General features: G+C 72.4%; 20 protein-coding genes. 3 read left to right on the top strand and 17 right to left on the bottom strand.

From position 1 onward, the window contains the following. Positions 1-58: 58 nt before the first annotated feature. From der to AC5PYY_RS12065, 7 genes are read right to left on the bottom strand one after another with little or no spacing between them, the layout of a single operon-like run. Complete coding sequence (gene der / locus AC5PYY_RS12095; RefSeq protein WP_493897057.1) at positions 59-1,648, bottom strand: ribosome biogenesis GTPase Der; 1,590 nt, start codon at positions 1,646-1,648, stop codon at positions 59-61. Continuing rightward, on the bottom strand, positions 1,645-2,118 hold the full coding sequence (locus tag AC5PYY_RS12090; protein ID WP_493897056.1) for a SufE family protein: 474 nt from the start codon (positions 2,116-2,118) through the stop codon (positions 1,645-1,647). Before AC5PYY_RS12090 ends, der begins: the two co-directional genes overlap by 4 nt. 3 nt (positions 2,119-2,121) lie before the next feature. Next, positions 2,122-2,985 carry a sulfurtransferase gene (locus AC5PYY_RS12085; protein WP_493897055.1) on the bottom strand — a complete coding sequence of 288 codons (864 nt, stop codon included), beginning with the start codon at positions 2,983-2,985 and terminating at the stop codon, positions 2,122-2,124. 42 nt (positions 2,986-3,027) lie between these two features. After that, positions 3,028-3,783 (bottom strand): (d)CMP kinase, encoded by a 756-nt coding sequence (cmk, locus tag AC5PYY_RS12080; RefSeq protein WP_493897054.1) that lies wholly within the window; start codon positions 3,781-3,783, stop codon positions 3,028-3,030. Between the two features lie 9 nt (positions 3,784-3,792). Further along, positions 3,793-5,463, bottom strand: coding sequence for a bifunctional AfsR/SARP family transcriptional regulator/alpha/beta hydrolase (locus AC5PYY_RS12075; RefSeq protein WP_493897053.1), 1,671 nt, complete (start codon positions 5,461-5,463; stop codon positions 3,793-3,795). Positions 5,464-5,490: 27 nt separating this feature from the next. Then, on the bottom strand, positions 5,491-6,324 hold the full coding sequence (locus AC5PYY_RS12070) for a hypothetical protein (protein WP_493897052.1): 834 nt from the start codon (positions 6,322-6,324) through the stop codon (positions 5,491-5,493). Between the two features lie 5 nt (positions 6,325-6,329). Beyond that, positions 6,330-6,464 (bottom strand): hypothetical protein, encoded by a 135-nt coding sequence (locus AC5PYY_RS12065; RefSeq protein WP_493897051.1) that lies wholly within the window; start codon positions 6,462-6,464, stop codon positions 6,330-6,332. Between the two features lie 178 nt (positions 6,465-6,642). On the opposite strand from AC5PYY_RS12065, the gene AC5PYY_RS12060 reads away from it, so the two are divergent. Together AC5PYY_RS12060 and AC5PYY_RS12055 are read left to right on the top strand one after the other, a co-directional pair. After that, the gene (locus AC5PYY_RS12060) at positions 6,643-7,770 is read left to right on the top strand and encodes a class I SAM-dependent methyltransferase (RefSeq protein WP_493897050.1); all 1,128 of its coding nucleotides are present in this window, start codon (positions 6,643-6,645) and stop codon (positions 7,768-7,770) included. 86 nt (positions 7,771-7,856) lie between these two features. Beyond that, positions 7,857-8,087: a PIN domain-containing protein gene (locus AC5PYY_RS12055; protein WP_493897049.1), complete on the top strand. Its 231-nt coding sequence runs from the start codon at positions 7,857-7,859 to the stop codon at positions 8,085-8,087. 17 nt (positions 8,088-8,104) lie between these two features. Here the strand turns inward: AC5PYY_RS12055 and AC5PYY_RS12050 are convergent, their stop codons facing one another. From AC5PYY_RS12050 to xerD, 5 genes are all read right to left on the bottom strand, one after another. Beyond that, positions 8,105-9,067, bottom strand: a complete 963-nt coding sequence (locus tag AC5PYY_RS12050) for a pseudouridine synthase (protein ID WP_493897048.1) — start codon at positions 9,065-9,067, stop codon at positions 8,105-8,107. Beyond that, positions 9,064-9,717 (bottom strand): SMC-Scp complex subunit ScpB, encoded by a 654-nt coding sequence (scpB, locus tag AC5PYY_RS12045; RefSeq protein ID WP_493897047.1) that lies wholly within the window; start codon positions 9,715-9,717, stop codon positions 9,064-9,066. The genes AC5PYY_RS12050 and scpB overlap by 4 nt, the downstream gene beginning before the upstream one ends. After that, positions 9,701-10,555, bottom strand: coding sequence for a segregation and condensation protein A (locus tag AC5PYY_RS12040; protein ID WP_493897046.1), 855 nt, complete (start codon positions 10,553-10,555; stop codon positions 9,701-9,703). Before AC5PYY_RS12040 ends, scpB begins: the two co-directional genes overlap by 17 nt. A 4-nt stretch (positions 10,556-10,559) precedes the next feature. Beyond that, positions 10,560-11,444, bottom strand: coding sequence for a ParA family protein (locus tag AC5PYY_RS12035; protein ID WP_493897045.1), 885 nt, complete (start codon positions 11,442-11,444; stop codon positions 10,560-10,562). A 246-nt stretch (positions 11,445-11,690) separates the two neighbouring features. Continuing rightward, positions 11,691-12,680 carry a site-specific tyrosine recombinase XerD gene (gene xerD / locus AC5PYY_RS12030; RefSeq protein ID WP_493897044.1) on the bottom strand — a complete coding sequence of 330 codons (990 nt, stop codon included), beginning with the start codon at positions 12,678-12,680 and terminating at the stop codon, positions 11,691-11,693. Between the two features lie 232 nt (positions 12,681-12,912). Between xerD and AC5PYY_RS12025 the strand changes: the two genes are divergently transcribed. Further along, the gene (locus tag AC5PYY_RS12025) at positions 12,913-13,545 is read left to right on the top strand and encodes a hypothetical protein (protein WP_493897043.1); all 633 of its coding nucleotides are present in this window, start codon (positions 12,913-12,915) and stop codon (positions 13,543-13,545) included. A gap of 2 nt (positions 13,546-13,547) precedes the next feature. Here AC5PYY_RS12025 and AC5PYY_RS12020 read toward each other — a convergent pair whose 3' ends face one another. The 5 genes from AC5PYY_RS12020 to hisA all read right to left on the bottom strand — a co-directional run bounded on the left by AC5PYY_RS12020 (position 13,548) and on the right by hisA (position 17,076). Beyond that, positions 13,548-14,531 carry a hypothetical protein gene (locus AC5PYY_RS12020; protein ID WP_493897042.1) on the bottom strand — a complete coding sequence of 328 codons (984 nt, stop codon included), beginning with the start codon at positions 14,529-14,531 and terminating at the stop codon, positions 13,548-13,550. Further along, positions 14,528-14,791 carry a hypothetical protein gene (locus AC5PYY_RS12015; RefSeq protein ID WP_493897041.1) on the bottom strand — a complete coding sequence of 88 codons (264 nt, stop codon included), beginning with the start codon at positions 14,789-14,791 and terminating at the stop codon, positions 14,528-14,530. The genes AC5PYY_RS12020 and AC5PYY_RS12015 overlap by 4 nt, the downstream gene beginning before the upstream one ends. A gap of 127 nt (positions 14,792-14,918) precedes the next feature. Continuing rightward, the gene (hisIE, locus tag AC5PYY_RS12010; protein ID WP_493897040.1) at positions 14,919-15,530 is read right to left on the bottom strand and encodes a bifunctional phosphoribosyl-AMP cyclohydrolase/phosphoribosyl-ATP diphosphatase HisIE; all 612 of its coding nucleotides are present in this window, start codon (positions 15,528-15,530) and stop codon (positions 14,919-14,921) included. Further along, positions 15,527-16,324 carry an imidazole glycerol phosphate synthase subunit HisF gene (gene hisF, locus AC5PYY_RS12005; RefSeq protein WP_493897039.1) on the bottom strand — a complete coding sequence of 266 codons (798 nt, stop codon included), beginning with the start codon at positions 16,322-16,324 and terminating at the stop codon, positions 15,527-15,529. The genes hisIE and hisF overlap by 4 nt, the downstream gene beginning before the upstream one ends. Beyond that, on the bottom strand, positions 16,321-17,076 hold the full coding sequence (gene hisA / locus AC5PYY_RS12000; RefSeq protein WP_493897038.1) for a 1-(5-phosphoribosyl)-5-[(5-phosphoribosylamino)methylideneamino]imidazole-4-carboxamide isomerase: 756 nt from the start codon (positions 17,074-17,076) through the stop codon (positions 16,321-16,323). The genes hisF and hisA overlap by 4 nt, the downstream gene beginning before the upstream one ends. Positions 17,077-17,107 lie beyond the last annotated feature (31 nt).

Raw genomic sequence — 17,107 nt, 5'->3', positions numbered from 1 at the left:
GAAATGCTACCCCACCGGCACCGCCCCGACCCAACCGGCCGAGGCGGCCCGAGGGCCCTCAGCGACGCCGCTTCTCCCGCACCCGGACGGAGATCTCGATGGGCGTCCCGACGAAGCCGAACTGCTCGCGCAGCCGCCGCTCGAGGAAGCGCCGGTAGCCCGCCTCGATGAAGCCGGAGGCGAAGATGACGAACTTCGGCGGCCGCGTGTCGGCCTGGGTCGCGAAGAGGATCCGCGGCTGCTTGCCGCCCCGCACGGGGTGCGGGTGGCCCGCGACGACCTCACCGAGGAAGGCGTTGAGCCGCGCCGTCGGGATGCGCCGGTCCCACGACTCCAGGGCGATGTCGAGCGCCGGCACGAGCTTGGCGACGTTGCGCCCGGTGGAGGCGGAGATGTTGACCCTCGGCGCCCACTGGATCTGCACCAGGTCGCGCTCGATCTCGCGCTCCAGGTAGTAGCGCCGCTCCTCATCCAGCGTGTCCCACTTGTTGTACGCCACGACCAGTGCGCGGCCGGCGTCCACCACCTGCTGAATCACCCGCACGTCCTGCTCGGCGATCGGCTCCGAGACGTCGACGAGCACGATCGCGACCTCTGCCTTCTCCAGCGCGGCTTGGGTGCGCAGCGAGGCGTAGAAGTCGGCGCCCTTGGTCTGGTGCACCCGCCGGCGGATGCCCGCGGTGTCGACGAAACGCCATACCCGACCGTCGTCGCCCAGCTCGATGAGCTCGTCGACCGGGTCGCGCGTCGTGCCGGCGACGTCGTCGACGACGACGCGGTCCTCCCCCGCCAGCTTGTTGAGCAGCGAGGACTTGCCGACGTTGGGGCGCCCCAGGAGGGCCACCCGGCGAGGACCACCGCGGCGGTATGCCCCGCCGACCGTGGACTTCTCCGGGAGCACCTCGAGGAGCGCGTCGAGGGCGTCGCCCGAGCCGCGCCCGTGCAGCGCCGAGACGGGCCAGGGCTGGCCGAGCCCGAGGCTCCACAGCATCGCCGCGTCGGCCTCGAAGCGCTGGTCGTCGACCTTGTTGGCGACGAGGACCACCGGCTTGCCGGACCGGCGCAGCAGCCGCACGACCTGCTCGTCGGTGTCGGTGGCGCCGACCGTCGCGTCGACGACGAACATCACCGCGTCGGCCAGCTGCACGGCGACCTCGGCCTGCTCGGCGACCCGCAGGTGGATGCCGGTCGCGTCGACCTCCCACCCGCCGGTGTCGACGAGGGTGAAGCGCCGACCGGACCAGTCGGCGTCGTAGGCGACGCGGTCGCGGGTCACCCCGGGCACGTCCTCCACGACCGCCTCACGACGGCCGAGGATGCGGTTGACCAGGCTCGACTTGCCGACGTTGGGGCGTCCGATGACGGCGACGACGGGGCGGGTGGCCTCCTCGTCCTCCTCGCCCTCGGGCAGCTCGCCGGTCTCGACGAGCGCCAGGTCCTCCTCCGAGAGCTCGAAGTCGTCCAGGCCGGCCCGCAGCGCGGTCTCCAGCGCCTCGTCCTGCTCGGTCGCGGCGAGATCCTCGGGCGAGACCGGCCCGGCGTCCGGGTCCGGCCCGACGGTCCACTCGACGTCGACGCCGTCACCAGCGTCGCCCCCGAGGCTCCCCTCGTCCACGCCGTCGGGAGCGCCCTGCTCGCGCGGCGTCATACCGTGCCTCCTGCCGCGCTCAGCGCCTCGGCGCGCAGCCGCACCTGACGCTTGATCCGACCGAGCATGCCGACCATGCCCCGCATCCGCAGCGGCGAGACCGCCTCGGCCAGGCCGAAGCGGTAGGGCGCGTCGTCGGGCACGTCGAGCACCGCCTGCGCAGGGATGCCATCCAGGCCCTCGTGCAGGATGCCCGCGAAGCCGCGGGTGGTCGGGGCCTCGGGCGGCGCGTCGAAGAAGAGGTGCACCGTGCGGTCGGCGTCGTCGTCCACCTCGACGGCGAGGAAGAGCGGCGACTGGCACTCGTCGACCCGCTCCATCGTGTCGAGCGCGCCGGAGTAGCGCTCCGGCGGCGACGGGAGCTCGTTGCTCAGCTCCAGCAGCAGCTGCAGCCGCTCGCTCTGGGTGACGGCGTGGAAGTCCTCGGCCAGCTCGGCGAGCCCCTCGGGCAGGTCATTGTTCTCCGGCATACCTCAGCGCTCCACCGGCACCCCGACCGAGTTGCCCCACTCGGTCCAGGAGCCGTCGTAGTTGCGCACGTTCTCGAAGCCCAGCAGGTGGGTCAGCACGAACCAGGTGTGGCTCGAGCGCTCGCCGATGCGGCAGTAGGCGACGACCTCGTCGGAGGCGGTCAGTCCCTGCTCCTCGAGGTAGATCGCCTCGAGCTCCTCGCGGGACTTGAAGGTGCCGTCCTCGTTGGCCGCGCGCGCCCACGGCACCGACTTCGCGCCCGGGATGTGGCCGCCGCGCATGGCGCCCTCCTGCGGGTAGTCGGGCATGTGCAGCAACTCGCCGGAGTACTCCCCCGGGGAGCGCACGTCGACCATCGGCTGCCCGATGTGGTCGAGCACGTCGGCCTTGAACGCGCGCACGCCCGCATCGTCCCGCTCCACGACCGGGTATGACGCCTCCGTCACCTCGGGCGCACGGGTGGTCATCTCGCGGCCCTCGGCGATCCAGGCGGCGCGGCCGCCGTCGAGCAGGCGGACGTCCTCGTGGCCGAACAGGGTCATGACCCACAGCGCGTAGGCCGCCCACCAGTTGGACTTGTCGCCGTAGATGACGACCGTGGTGTCGCGGCCGACACCGCGCTCACCCATAACCTGCGCGAAGCGCTCGCCGTCGACGTAGTCGCGGGTGACCGGGTCGTTGAGGTCGGTGTGCCAGTCCAGCTTGCGGGCGCCCGGGATGTGGCCGGTGTCGTAGAGCAGCACGTCTTCGTCGGACTCCAGCACGACCACCTGCGGGTCGTCCAGGTGCTCGGCGAGCCAGTCGGTCGTCACCAGCCGCTCGGGGTGGGCGTAGGCGGAGATCTTCTCGGAGGTCTCGGTGCTCATCGGTGCTCCTGCGTCGTCTCGGGTATGTCGTGTGCTGGGCGGTCAGATCGGGTCGCCGTCGGGGGTGGTCAGGTCGGGCGCGTGCTCCGGGTCGTGGCCGTGCTCATCCGGCTCGACCTCGCCGCGCACCAGGGCCAGCACGGCCGCGACGACCTGGTCGAAGTCGAGGTCTGAGGTGTCCAACGTCACGACCCCGTCGGCTGCTTCCATGAAGGCGCTCACGGTGGAGTCCTGCTGGTCGCGTCGCACGACCTGGTCGCGGGTGGCGGCCACCTGGTCGGCGTCGGCTCCACCGTGCAGCTCGGTGGAGCGGCGGGCCAGCCGGGCCTCCTCCGAGGCGGTGATGAGGATGCGGTGCTCGGCGTCGGGGGCGACGACGGTGGTGATGTCGCGCCCCTCGGCGACGACGCCCCCACGCGCCTCCCGCTCGGCGTCGATGATCTGGCGCTGGCGGCGGCGCAGCTCGGCCCGGACGTCGAGGTTGGTGGCCACGGCCGAGACCTGCTCGGTGACGCGATCCTCGCGGATGGCGCCGGTGATGTCCGTGCCGTCGACGCGCAGAGTCTGGTCGTCGGGGTCGGTCGGCATGTCGAGCGGGAGGTCCCGCGCCGCCCTCGCCACCGCCGCCTGGTCGTCGACGTCGACGCCCTGCGCGAGGCAGTGCCAGGCGAGTGCACGATACATCGCCCCGGTGTCGAGATAGCCCAGGCCCAGCTCCCGGGCGACGGCCCTGGAGACGGAGGACTTGCCGGACCCGGAGGGCCCGTCGATGGCGACGGTGAGGGGGCTGGACTGCACCGGCCAAGCCTAACGGCTCGTGCGGCTGCTGCCCGGCCGGTGCCCCTGCGCCGCCACCCCGGCCAGGAAGGCGCGGGTGTGCTCGAGGAAGTCCGACCACGCCGGCTCCTGGGCCGTGAGCAGGTGGTTGCGGCTGGGCAACACCTCGAACCGCGCGCCGGGGATGAGCGAGGCGAGCTCCAGACCCATCTGCACCGGCTGGCGGACCTCGTCGCGGGAGTGCATGACCAGGGTCGGGCAGCGCACCTGCGCCGCGGCCGCGGTGACGTCGATCCGCCCGAAGGCCTCCATGAAGCGGGCGGCGGTCTCCGGCTCGCAGGTGCGACGCTGCAGCGCGTTGAAGGCATCCCAGAGCTCCTGAGTGCCGTCCGGGATGATCTGGCTGGTGAAGACCTGCCGGAAGGCCGGGTCGTCGGTGCCCCACCCGACCCGGGCCAGGTCGATGTGGAGCGCGGCCTCCCGGGCCTCGCGCTCGCCCGCGGCGCGCACGTCCCGGCCGCGCGCGTAGCCGCCGTAGAGCACGAGGGCACTGACCCGCTCGGGGTGGCGCGCGGCATACTCGATCGCCACCGCGGCGCCCTGCGAGAGCCCCAGGAGCGGGAAGACGTCGAGCCCTTCGGCGTCGACGACCGCCTCGAGGTCGTCGACCCAGGCCTCCAGCCCGATGTCGTCGACGCCCCAGGCCGACAGCCCGCACCCGCGCTCGTCGTAGCGCAGCAGGGTGTGGTCGGTGCTCAGGCCGACCAGCCAGTGCCGCCACACGGGGCTGTCCCAGTCCTCGTTGAGGTGGGTCAGCCAGGTCGCGGCCTTGACCAGCGGCGGCCCGTGCCCCGAGGTCGCGTAGGCCAGCCGGGTCCCGTCGCGGCCGCGGCAGAACCTGATCCGTTGCGTGATCGGCGGCCGGTGGCGGGGCGCCTCCTCGCTCGTCGCCTCGCGCGGGCGCGGCGCCGCGACCATCGGAAGCTCGAGGTCCTGGCGCAGGATCGCCTGCTCCAGGTCGCGCAGCTCGGGCGTGGGGTCCAGGCCCAGGTCGTCGAGCAGCGCGTCCCGGTGCTCGGCGTAGCGCTGCAGGGCGCGCACCTGGTCACCGGCGGCGTACAGGCCGGTCATCACCGCCGCGAGCGCTCCCTCCTCGTGCGGGTGCTCGGCGAGCGTCTCCTCGGCGAGGGCGACCGCCTCGGGATGGCGGCCGACCACGAGGAAGGCGGTCGTGAGCAGCCGGCGGCACTCGGTCGCGAGGCCGCGCAGCCGCGCCCGCTCGGCGAGCTGGTCGGGGTGGTCCAGGTCGGCGTAGGGCTCGCCGGTCCACAGCTCGCGTGCCGCGAGCAGGTGCTCGACCGCCTCGTGCGGGTCGGCGGTCCGGGCGGTGCGCACGTGCTCCTCGAAGCGCACCACGTCGATGCCGTCCTCGGGAGGATGCAGCAGGTATGCCGTGCCGCGCGTCTCGATCCGCACCGCGCCCCCGAGGGCGCGCCGGAGCCGGTGCACGACGGTCTGCAGGGCGGCGCTGGGGTCGGCCGGGGTGTCCTCGCCCCACATCCACTCGGCCAGCAGCTCGACCTGGACCATCCGGCCGGGCCGGGACGCGAGGGCGGCCAGCACCTGCCGCTGCCGCCGGGACCCGAGGTCGGGGGCGGACACGGCACCGTCGATCCGGGTCGGGCCGAAGACCCTGAGCATGCACACCAGCCTAGTCCCGATCGCCGCTCAGACCCCGGGCCGGCAGTAGAGCGAGAGCCGCTGGACCGGCAGGAAGCCGATGCGCTCCGCGCCGGGACGGGCGTCGTCGCTGAAGACGCCGGCGAGCCAGCGGTCCGGGTGCGCCTGGATGCGGGCGCGGGCGTGGGCCGTCCAGTGCCCGCGTCGACGGGCGTGCGGCAGGGTGACCCCGAAGGCGAAGCTCGTGATCCCCCGCGCGGTGAAGCTCGTGCCGAGCGAGACGGCCCGGCCCTGGTCGTAGCCCACCCAGAAGGCGCAACGCTGGTCCCCGAGCAGGGACGGATGGGCCAGGCTGCCGACCGGCTGCCCCGCGACCTCGGGCAGCGGGTAGCCCTCGACGGCCACCCGCTCCCAGTCGGCCAGACCCGCGGTGTCGTCGACGCGACGCACGTCGAGGGTCCGGGCCGCGGGCGCCGGGGCGTGCGGTGCCCGGACCATGAGCGGCGGGTGGCCCACCAGCTGCCAGCCCCGCGCGGCGAGGGCCGCGCTGGGCAGCGGCCAGGCGCTCCACAGCATCACCTCTCCCGTCTCGGCCCGGTAGAAGTCCTCGATCGCGTCCAGCACGTGCGGCCCCGCCAGCGGCGCCAGGAGCGTCGCGCTGGCGAAGTAGCTGGTGGGGTGACCGGGATCCGCAGCGTGGAAGGCGCCGGTCCACCAGGACCGGCCCCCGCCGGCCAGCGCATACGCCTCGCAGTAGTCCGCCCAGTGGAACAGGTAGGTCCGCTGCAGCGTGTCGCCCACCGCGACGTCCCGCTCCCAGCCGGTCGTGAGGTGCTCGGCGTGAGCCGGGCCGCCCTGCGGGTCTGCGCGCGTGGTGGACATCGAGGTCACCGGAACTGTCCGACCGACAGCGAGGCGTGCGTGAGGTCGTGGTGCGGCCGCACGCTCCGGTCCGCGACGTGGCCGAAGCGGTGCGGGGTCCGGGCGAGGGTCTGGAACAGCCGGCTGAGCAGGGCGGTCATGGCGGGCCCCTTCCTGTGGTGAGGTGTGCGGCTCCACGGTGCGCCCGGGCGCTCACATCCGGCTGTCGCGACGGCGCGCTCGGCTGACAGCGCGACGACAGCGCGCCGAGACCGCGCCTCGGGATGCTCACTGCGGTCGGCGTCGATCGACGCCCACCGTGAACCGAGAGGAACCTTCATGACCATCGATCACCTGGACCGCACCGCCGCCGTCGCCGCCGAGGACCACCACCTCGAAGGCGACGAGCAGCTCACGACCGAGTTCTCCGACCGCCTCTTCGGCGCCATGCTCGGCACCTTCGACGTCCTCACCATCGCCGTGGGCGACCACTTCGGGCTCTACGAGCCGCTCGCCGAGCGGTGGCTCACGAGCCAGGAGCTGGCCGAGCGCACGGGTATGCACGAGCGCTACGCCCGCGAGTGGCTGGAGCAGCAGTGCGCCAGCGGCATCCTCGAGGTGGACTCGCCCGTCCTCCCGGCGCGCGAGCGTCGCTTCTTCCTGCCCGCCGCCAAGGCGACGGTGCTCGCCGACCGCGAGGCGACGGCATACCTCACTCCCTTCGCCCGGGTGATCGCCAGCGGTGCCGCGCAGCTGGAGCCGCTGCTGGAGGCCTACCGCACCGGCACCGGCGTCTCCTGGAAGACCTACGGCGCCAGCATGCGGACGGGTCAGGGCGACGCCAACCGCGCCCTCTTCCTCACGTCGCTGGCGCAGGACTGGATCCCCGGCATCCCGGGCGCCGCCGAGGCGCTGCAGCGCGGTGGCACGGCGCTCGACGTCGGCTGCGGCGAGGGCTGGTCCACCATCGCGCTCGCCCTGGGCTTCCCGCAGGCCCAGGTGGTCGGCGTCGACGTCGACGAGGCCTCCGTGCTGGCCGCCCGGGAGCACGCGCAGGAATATGGCGTCGCCGACCGGGTGACCTTCCGGCACGCCGACGCGGGTGACCTGGCCGGGCAGGACGTCGACCTGGCGCTCGCCTTCGAGTGCGTGCACGACATGCCCGACCCGGTCTCGGTGCTGCGGGCGATGCGCGCGGCCGCGGCCCCGGGCGCCCCCGTCGTCGTCATGGACGAGAAGGTCGGTGAGGAGTTCGTGGGAGTGGCCGACGAGGTCGAGCGGCTGATGTACGGCATGTCGATGTTCATCTGCCTGCCGGACGGCATGTCCCACCCGGGCTCCGTGGCGACCGGCACCGTGATGCGCCCCGACACGCTGCGCGGGTATGCCCGGGAGGCCGGCTTCGCCGACCTCGACATCCTGGACATCGACAACGACCTGTTCCGGTTCTACCAGCTGGTGGGCTGACGCCGGCCCTGCCGACTGCTCGGCAGCAGGTCCCGTGGGAGTCGTGACTGTTCACCACTCCCACGGGACCGACGCGGCGGGCCTCGATGCTGGTCGCCTACCTGACGCCCGCCATCGAGGATCGTGCCGTGCAGGTCCAAGGGCTGCTCGCCGAGCGGGGACACCACCGGGCCCCCTCCCTCCCTGACCTTCTCGTCGCGGCCACGGCCGAGCTCAGCGGCCTGGTGGTGCTTCACCTGGACAAGGACGAGGACTTCGAGCTCATCGCCGGGCTGACAGGTCAGCCGACGGAGCGCCTGCTCCAGCCCGACACCTGATCCCGCCGCGGCGGGGGCTACTCGCCCGCGGCGCGGTAGAGCTGGGAGACCTCCTCGGCCGACAGCGCGCGGTACTTCCCCGGGCGCAGCTCGGCGAGCTTGATCGGGCCGATCTGCACCCGCGAGAGCGCCTCGACGGGGTAGCCGACCTCCTCCATCATCCGGCGCACGATGTGCTTGCGGCCCTCGTGGAGCACGATCTCGACGATGGAGTGGCCCGGGATGTCGTCGACCAGCTTGAACGAGTCGGCCTTCGCCAGTCCGTCCTCGAGCTGCACGCCGTCGCGCAGCTGCTTGCCGATGCCGGGACCGACGACCCCATGGACCTGTGCGACATACGTCTTCGGCACGCCGTAGGACGGGTGCTGGAGCTTGTTGGCGAGGTCGCCGTCGTTGGTGAGCAGGAGCAGCCCCTCGGTGTCGACGTCCAGCCGACCGACGTGGAAGAGCCGCTGCGAGAGGTGGCCGACGTAGTCGGTGAGACACGGGCGGCCCTCCTCGTCCTCCATCGTGGAGACGACTCCGGCGGGCTTGTTGAAGGCGAGGTAGACCTTGTCGGTGTCCACGACCACGCGGTCTCCGTCGACGTGGACGACCTGGGTCGCGGGGTCGACCCGCACGCCGAGCTCGATGACGACCTGGCCGTCGACCTCGACCCGGCCCTCCTCGATGAGTTTCTCGCAGGCGCGGCGGCTGCCGAAGCCCGCGCCGGCGAGCAGCTTCTGCAGGCGTATGCCGTCAGGGCTGTGCACGTCGCGGCTCGCCGGGTCCGGCGGGGTCGAGGGGCGGCGGCGGCGGGGCGGGCGGGAGCCTCCGGCGCGACGGGGTCCGACCCCACCGCCCTCGCTGGGGACTCCGGGGCCGCGTCGACCGGGTCCACCGGCTCGGCCGCCACCGGCACGCCGGCCACCGGAGCGGCCTCCGCCCCGTCCCTGTCCCTGCCCCTGGCCGGAGCGGCCCTGCTGCTTGCCGTTGCTCATGCGAGTCCTTCCGATGCGAGCTCCTCGAGCACCTCGGCCGAGGGGAGATAGGGGGCCAGCGCGGGCAGGTCGTCGAGGCTGTCGAGCCCCATGCGCTGGAGGAACAGGTCGGTCGTGCCGTAGAGCACCGCGCCACCACCCGAGGTCGGGTCGTGCCCGGCCTCGGTGACCATGCCGCGCGCCAGCAGGGTCCGCACGACGCCGTCGACGTTGACGCCACGGATGGCGCCGATCCGGGCCCGGCTGATGGGCTGCCGATAGGCGATGACCGCCAACGTCTCCAGCGCCGCCTGGGTGAGGCGGGCCTGCAGCCCACCGAGGAGGAACTTCTCCACCACCGGCGCGTATTCCGGGCGGCTGTAGATCCGCCATCCTCCCCCCAGGCGGCGCAGCATGAAGCCGCGCTGCCCCTCGGCATACTCCTGGGCCAGCTCGTCGAGCACTGAGCCGACGTCCTCGACCGGCAGCTCCAGCGCGCTGGCGAGCTGCTCCTCGGTGACCGGCTCGTCGATGACCATGAGGACGGCCTCCACCGCCGACCGCGCGCCCCCCGGGAAGTCGTTGATGTCGAAGGCGACCTGCTCCTGCTCGCCCGACCCCTGCGCTTCCCGGTGCTGCGCGACATCCTCGGGCTCACTGTGCTGGCTCATCGGCCACCTCCTCCTCGTCGAACTCGGCGCCGATGGCGGTGCCCACCGGGCCACTATCCGGCCCGGTCCAGCGCACGGCGATCTCGCCGAGCGCCTCCTCCTGGTCGATCGCGATGACCGTGTCGCGGAAGAGCTCCAGCAGCGACAGGAAGCGCGCCACGATGACGAGGGTCGAGTCGGCGTCGGCGACCAGCTCCCGGAAGGTGGCGGTCCCCCGGTCCCTCAACCTGGCCACGACGATCGAGGCCTGCTCGCGAACCGACACCTGAGCGGCGTGCAGGTGGTCGACCCCCACGGTCGGCGGGGGCTTGGGGATCATCGCGCGCCCCGCGATCATCGCCAGCTGGTTCGGGGTCACGGTGAGGATGAGCTCGGGCAGCAGCGAGGCAAAACGCTCTTCGACACCGACGTCCCGCGCGAAGATGCGGCCCTTGCCCTCCATCTGCAGCCGCAGCTCGTCGGCGACCTGCTTGAAGGCGCGATACTGCAGCAGCCGGGCAAAGAGCAGGTCGCGGGCCTCGATGAGCGCCAGGTCCTCCTCGTCGTCCTCCCGCGCCCCGGGCAGTAGCCGGGCCGCCTTGAGGTCGAGCAGGGTCGCGGCGATGAGCACGAACTCGCTGGCCTGCGACAGGTCCCACTCCGTCTCGGCCTCCTGCGCGGCGCGCAGGTAAGCCACGAACTCGTCGGTGACGCGCGCCAGCGAGATCTCGGTGACGTCGAGCTTGTGCTTGGCGATGAGGCCCAGCAGCAGCTCGAACGGACCGGAGAAGACGTCGAGGTGCACCTCGAAGCCGCTCCGCGTGGCGGTGAGGACCCCACCCGGGGTCGCCTCGCTCATACGCTCAGGGGGCGCCGCCGCGGGCGGTCAGCTCGCGGGCCAGCTGACGGTATGCCTCGGCACCGGCGTGCGTGCTGGCGTAGGTGGTGATCGGCTCGGCGGCGAGCGTCGCATCGGGGAACTTCACCGTGCGGCTGATGACCGTGTGGAAGACCTGGTCCTGGAAGTGGTCGACGACGCTGCGCACGACCTCGCGGGAGTGGAGGGTGCGGCCGTCGTACATCGTCGCCAGGATCCCGTCGATCTCCAGCCGCGGGTTGAGCCGGTCGGTGATCTTCTCGATGGTCTCGATGAGCAGCGCGACGCCGCGCATCGCGAAGAACTCGGTCTCGAGAGGGATGACGACGCCGTGGGCCGCGGTGAGGGCGTTGACCGTCAGCAGGCCGAGCGAGGGCTGGCAGTCGATGAAGATGACGTCGTAGTCGTCGAGGACCGGGCGCAGGGTGCGTGCCAAGATCTGCTCGCGCGCGACCTCGCCGACGAGCTGAACCTCGGCGGCCGACAGGTCGATGTTGGCCGGCAGCAGGTCGATGCCGGGGACGCTGGTCGACTGGATGACGTCGCGGACGTCGTGGCCGCGCTCCACGAGCAGGTCGTAGATCGTGACGTCCAGGTCGTTGGTGCGCACCCCGAGCCCGACGGACAGGGCACCCTGCGGGTCGAAGTCGACCATGAGGACCTTGCGGCCGTACTCCGCCAGCGCCGCCCCGAGGTTGATCGTGGTCGTCGTCTTGCCGACGCCGCCCTTCTGGTTGCACATGGCGATGATGCGCGCCGGGCCGTGGCTGGTCAGCGGCTCGGGGACGGGGAAGTCCGGAAGTGGACGGCCGGTGGGTCCCTCCTGGCCCACGCCCGAGGTCTCGGTGCCGGGCAGCCGGTCGTGAGTCACGTTGGCGTCTCCAGATCAGTCGTGTCGTGGTCGGCGTCCCGCCGATCGCCTCCGACCCTAATCTGTGCCCCATGCCCGCCACCAGCGGTCTTGACCTCGACCTGAGGTCGAACCTCCGACCAGCAGCCTGGTCTGCTCGCTCTGGCAGCCTCTTCTATCCACTCCAGCAGCCCGGTCCGTCTACTCCGGCAGCCTCGCCTGCTCGCTCCAGCAGCCTCGCCCGTCCACTCCGGCAGCCTCATGAGCTCAGCCGCGCGCTCGAGGGTGCGCCTGCGCATACACCTCCCGCAGGTGCTCGGTGGAGACGTGGGTATAGATCTGCGTCGTCGCGACCGACGCGTGCCCGAGCAGCTCCTGCACGACGCGCACGTCGGCGCCTCCGTCCAGCAGGTGTGTGGCGAAGGAGTGCCGGAGCGTATGCGGTGAGATCTCGCCGCGCAGGTCCGCCCGCTCCGCGGTGCGCTTGATCGCGGTCCACGCCGACTGCCGCGACAGTCGCCCGCCCCGGGTGTTGACGAAGACCGCCGGTGTGCCCCTCCCCCGGCGGGCGAGCTCCGGACGACCCCGCACGAGCCAGGCGTCCAGCGCTTCACGGGCGTAGCGCCCCATCGGCACGACCCGCTCCTTGCTCCCCTTGCCGAAGAGCCGCACCACCCCGGGCAGCTCGTCCTCAGCGTCCGCCGCCAGGTCGAGGTCGTCTACATCGAGGTCGATCGCCTCACTCACGCGGGCGCCGCACCCGTAGAGCAGCTCCAGCAGCGCCCGGTCGCGCAGGGCTGCAGGGGTGTCCCCGACCGACGCCGCCTGCAGCAGCCGGTCGACGTCGGCCACCGACAGCGCCTTCGGGAGCCGCCGTGGTGGCGTGGGTGGGGCGACCTCCCGCGCCGGGTCGTCGGTGACCTCCCCCTCGACCGCGAGGAAGGTATGCAGTCCGCGCACCGCCACGACAGCCCGCGCCGCTGAGGTCGCCGCCAGGGGCTGGTGCTCCTCGTCGCCCGCACGTAGGTGGGCGAGGAAGTCGGTGATGTGGACCTCGCGGACGGCACCCGGCGACGTGATCTCCATACCTGCGAGGAAGGCGAGGTAGCGGTCGAGGTCGCGACGGTAGGCCCGCAACGTGTGCTCGGAGCGTCCGCGCTCGACCCGCAGGTGGTCCAGCCAGTCGCCCGCTGCCCGCGCGAGCGGGGTTTGGGGACGCGCCTCATCGGCCGACGTCGGAGCAGGGATCTCGGACACGCTCCCATGATGTCCCACGCGACTCATCGGCCCCATCACTGTTCTCGCCCGAACACTTCGCACGCATACCGCGCGGCCAGTCACAACAGACCGTGCGGCCAGTCCCGGCATATCGCGCGGCCAGTCACAACAGACCGTGCGGCCAGTCACGACAGACCGTGCGGCCAGTCACAGCAAACCGAGCGGCCAGTCCCGGCATATCGCGCGGCCGCTCGGGATGGGGTGGGTCGGGATGCGTGAGGATGTGCCCATGCGCTGGTATGCCGATGCTCCCCTCCGCCGCAGCCGCCAGGTCGCGGCAGACCTCTTCGTCCTGGGCTGGGTCGTCCTGTGGGTGGTCGTCGGGCGGTGGGTGCACGGGCTCGTCATGACCCTGGCCGCGCCCGCCGACCCGTTGCGCTCGGCCGGGACCGGCATGGAGTCGCGCATGAACGACGTCGCCGACCGGGTGACGGGCATCCCGCTCGTCGGGGACGAGCTGCAGTCGCCCTTCACCGGCGCGGCGGGCGTAGGCACCGACCTGGTGAGCGCCGGCGACCGCCTCGAGTCAGGCGTGACCACGGTCGCGTGGCTGGTCAGTCTCCTCGCCGCTGGCACCCCGATTCTCCTCGTGGTCCTGCTCTGGCTGGTGCTCCGCTGGGCGTGGATCCAGCGGGCGCGCTCCCTCGGGCGCGAGCTCGACGACCCGCAGTCGCAGGAGCTCCTCGCCCTGCGCGCCCTGGTGCATCAGCGTCCGCGAGAGTTGCAGGAGGTCTTCGACGACCCGGTGGCCGCCTGGCGCTCCGGTGATCCCGCGGACCTCCGCGCGCTGGCCGACCTCGAGCTCGCCGAGGTCGGCCTACGCAGTCGCCCGTCGGCGGGCTGAGGTCACCCGGCCTGCTGGTCGCCCTCGACCTCGAGCCCCAGGTGGTGCAGCGCGCTGCGCGCGCCCACCCGCTGGCCGAACCTCGTGATGACCTTGCGCAGCCACCCCGGGCGGCCGTGGATCCCGCCCGAGACCAGGTCCACCCGCGTAGCGTGATCGCCCTCCGGAGTCACGGTGAGGTGGTGCCACCCGCCCGGCCCGCTGTGGCGTCGGCCCATCCCTGCGATGTCGACGGTCGACTGCCACAGCACCACCCCGGGGGTGCCGTCCGTCGGCTCCTGCACCATGAGTCGCCGCCGGGTGACGGTGCCGCTGATGCCCTCGGTGGGCAGGGTGAGCTCGTCGTCGGACACGACCTCTGCGGTCTGTCCGGCGTTCAACCACTCACGGGTGCCCTGAGCCGTCGCGCACCGCTCCCACACCGTCGCGAGGGGCGCGGCATACAGCTGGCTGCGGTGGACCGCGGTGCCCACCTCGCCCTCGAGCAGCTCCAGACCCGGCAACCTCGTCACGTCGGCGCCGTCGCCCTCGGGCTGCTGCGCAGCGAGCTGGCCCGCTTCCCGGAGCACAGCAGCCGGGTCAGCGCCTTGAGCCTTAAGGAGTCGCGACACCGTGCCCCCGGGCTCCTCGATGAGGTCGGCGAGCACCTGATTGACGGTCTTGTTGCCGCCGGCGACCTGCATCGCACGGTCGCTCATCGTCACGGTGCCCACGGACTCGCTGCCGAGGCGGCCCGGGTCGCGACGCCGGGTCGGCCCGGCGGCCTCGACGTCCAGCCCCAGCTCGCCCACCTCGCCGCGGACGACCTCGTCGATCGCCTGGCGGGTCCCCTCGCGGGTGACCCCGTGCCGCAGCAGCAACCGCGCCACGGCGTCGTCCTGCATCGTCGCGAGCAGCACGTGCTCGACGTCGATCTCCCGGTGTCCGAGCGCAGCGCACTCCTGCCACGCCCCCTGCGACACCAACACGCTACTGCTCCAGCTCATGATCGGTCCCTCCTGCTCCGGGTCAGCTCCAGCGGGACCCGATGGCGCAGCCGCTTGTGGGCGGCCTGCCGTGAGACGCCGAGGCACTCGGCGATGTCGGCCCAGGTCATCCCGGACCGCAGCGCCGCCTCGACCTGCTCGAGCTCGATCGCATCCGTGATCTGACGTAGTCGCGCGACCGCTCGCAGCCCCGTGGCCGGATCCTCGGACCTCGCGGCCCGCTGGATCACCTCGTTGGTCTCGGTGCGATCGTGTGACACGCCGTCAACCTACGTTGACGGACCACCACGTGTCAACCTTTGTTGCTCACGAATCCCACCGAGCGTCGCGAATGGTTGCTCACACCCCCACCGAGCGTCGCCAAGGGTTGCCGACGCCACCGGGATCTCAGCCGTGCCGCTCCCGCAGGACCCGCTCGACGTCCGCGAGCCCGAGGTCGCGCGAGCGCAGCAGCACCAGCAGGTGATAGACCAGATCCGCCGACTCGCCCAGCAGCGCCTCGTCGTCCTGGGCCACGGCGGCCAACGCCGTCTCGACGCCCTCCTCGCCGACCTTCTGGGCGATCCGCCGCACCCCGCCGTCGAAGAGCCGCGTGGTGTAGGACCCCTCGGGTCGCTCCTCGTGCCGCCCCTGCACCAGCCCGTCGAGCTCGTGCACGAACGACCCCGGGCGGGCGCCCACGCCGAAGCACGTCTCGTCACCGGTGTGGCACGTCGGCCCGGCGGGTATGGCGTGCAGCAGCAGGGTGTCGCGGTCGCAGTCGAGCTCGACCGCCTCGACGCGGAGCACGTTGCCGCTCGTCTCACCCTTGGTCCACTGCCCGCCCCGGCTGCGGCTGTAGAACGTCGCGAGCCCGGTCTCCAGGGTGGTCGTCAGCGCCTGCTCGTCCAGGAACCCGACCATAAGGACCTGCCCGGTATGCGCGTGCTGCACCACTCCGGGGATGATCCCGTCGGTCTTGGAGAAGTCGACGTCGCTCACCTCGACGTCGGCGATCATGCCGCGCTCTCCTGCGGCTCGACGAGGCGCACCTCGACCCCGGCGCCGGCCAGCGTCCGCTTCAGCTCCGGGATGGGCACCGACCCGTTGTGGAAGACGGTCGCCGCCAGCGCGCCGTCCACGTCGGCCTCGGCGAAGACATCGACGAAGTGCTGCGCCGCACCCGCGCCGCCGCTGGCGATGAGCGGCACCTCGCAGATCGACCGGACGGAGGCCAGCTGTTCCAGGTCATAGCCCTCCCGCACCCCGTCCGAGCCCATGCAGTTGAGCACGACCTCCCCGGCGCCGAGGTCGGTGACCCGCCGCACCCAGTCCAGCGTTGTCACTTCCAGCGCCCGCGTGGCGTCCGGGTTGCCGGTGAACTGCCGGATCCGCCAGCGCCCGTCGTCGTCCCGCAGACTGTCGACGCCGACGACCACGCACTGCACCCCGAAGGCGTCGGCGAGCTCGCCCACCAGCTCGGGCCGCTGCGTCGCGGGCGTGTTGACCGACACCTTGTCGGCCCCCGCGTGCAGCACCGCGCGCGCCGTCTCCACCGACCGGATCCCACCCGCGACGCAGAACGGGATGTCGATCGCCCGTGCCACCCGCTCGACCCAGCCGACGTCCACACCGCGCCCCTCGGGACTGGCGGTGATGTCGTAGAACACGAGCTCGTCGGCGCCCTCCCGGGCATATCTCCCGGCGAGCTCGACGATGTCGCCCATGTCCCGGTGGTCGCGGAAGCGGGTGCCCTTGACGACCCGCCCCTCGCGCACGTCGAGACAGGGGATGATGCGGCGCGCGAGCGTCATACCGTCTCCTCCCGGACCGCGTCACCCACGGTGAGCCGCCCCTCGAGCAGCGCCTTGCCGAGGATGATCCCGGCGCAGCCGTGCTTCTTGGCCGCGCGCACGTCGTCGACCGAGCGCGCCCCGCCGGAGGCCTGGATCTGCAACGCCGGGTTGGAGCGGGTGAGCATGGTGTAGAGGTGGAAGTTCGGCCCGGCGAGGGTGCCGTCGCGCCCGATGTCGGTGCACAGGACGTGCGCCAGCCCGGACCCGTGATAGCGGTGCAGCGTGTCGGTGAGCTCCTGCTCACCCACCGCCGTCCACCCGGCCGTCGGCAGCACCCACGTGCCGTCCTCGCCGATCCGGGTGTCGAGCGCCACGGTGATCCGCTCCGGGCCGAAGCGCTCCAGCCACCCCACGACCGTCTCGGGCTCGCGCACCGACAGCGACCCGACGACGACGCGGTCCGCACCGGCGTCGAGCAGCCGCTGCACGTCGTCGGCGCTGCGCACCCCTCCCCCGGTCTGCACCCGCAGCCCGGTCGTCTCGACGATCTCGGTGAGCGTGGCCATCAGGGTGTAGCCCCCACCTAGGGCCGCGTCGAGATCGACCAGGTGCAGCCACGCGGAGCCGCTGCGGGCGTAGTTCTCGGCGACGGCGAGGGGGTTGTCGGTGTAGCGCGTCTCCTGGTCGTAGTCGCCCTTGTGCAGCCGCACGACCGCGCCCCCGCGGACGTCGATCGCCGGGTAGACGGTGAACGCTCCGGTGTTGCTCACGGGAATCACTCCGGTATCGGTGTGGTCGTCG

This window comes from Serinicoccus sp. JS2-9, from assembly GCF_059025165.1.
The sequence above is the reverse complement of the archived record's forward strand: the minus strand, read 5'-3'. Positions and strand labels throughout refer to the sequence as shown.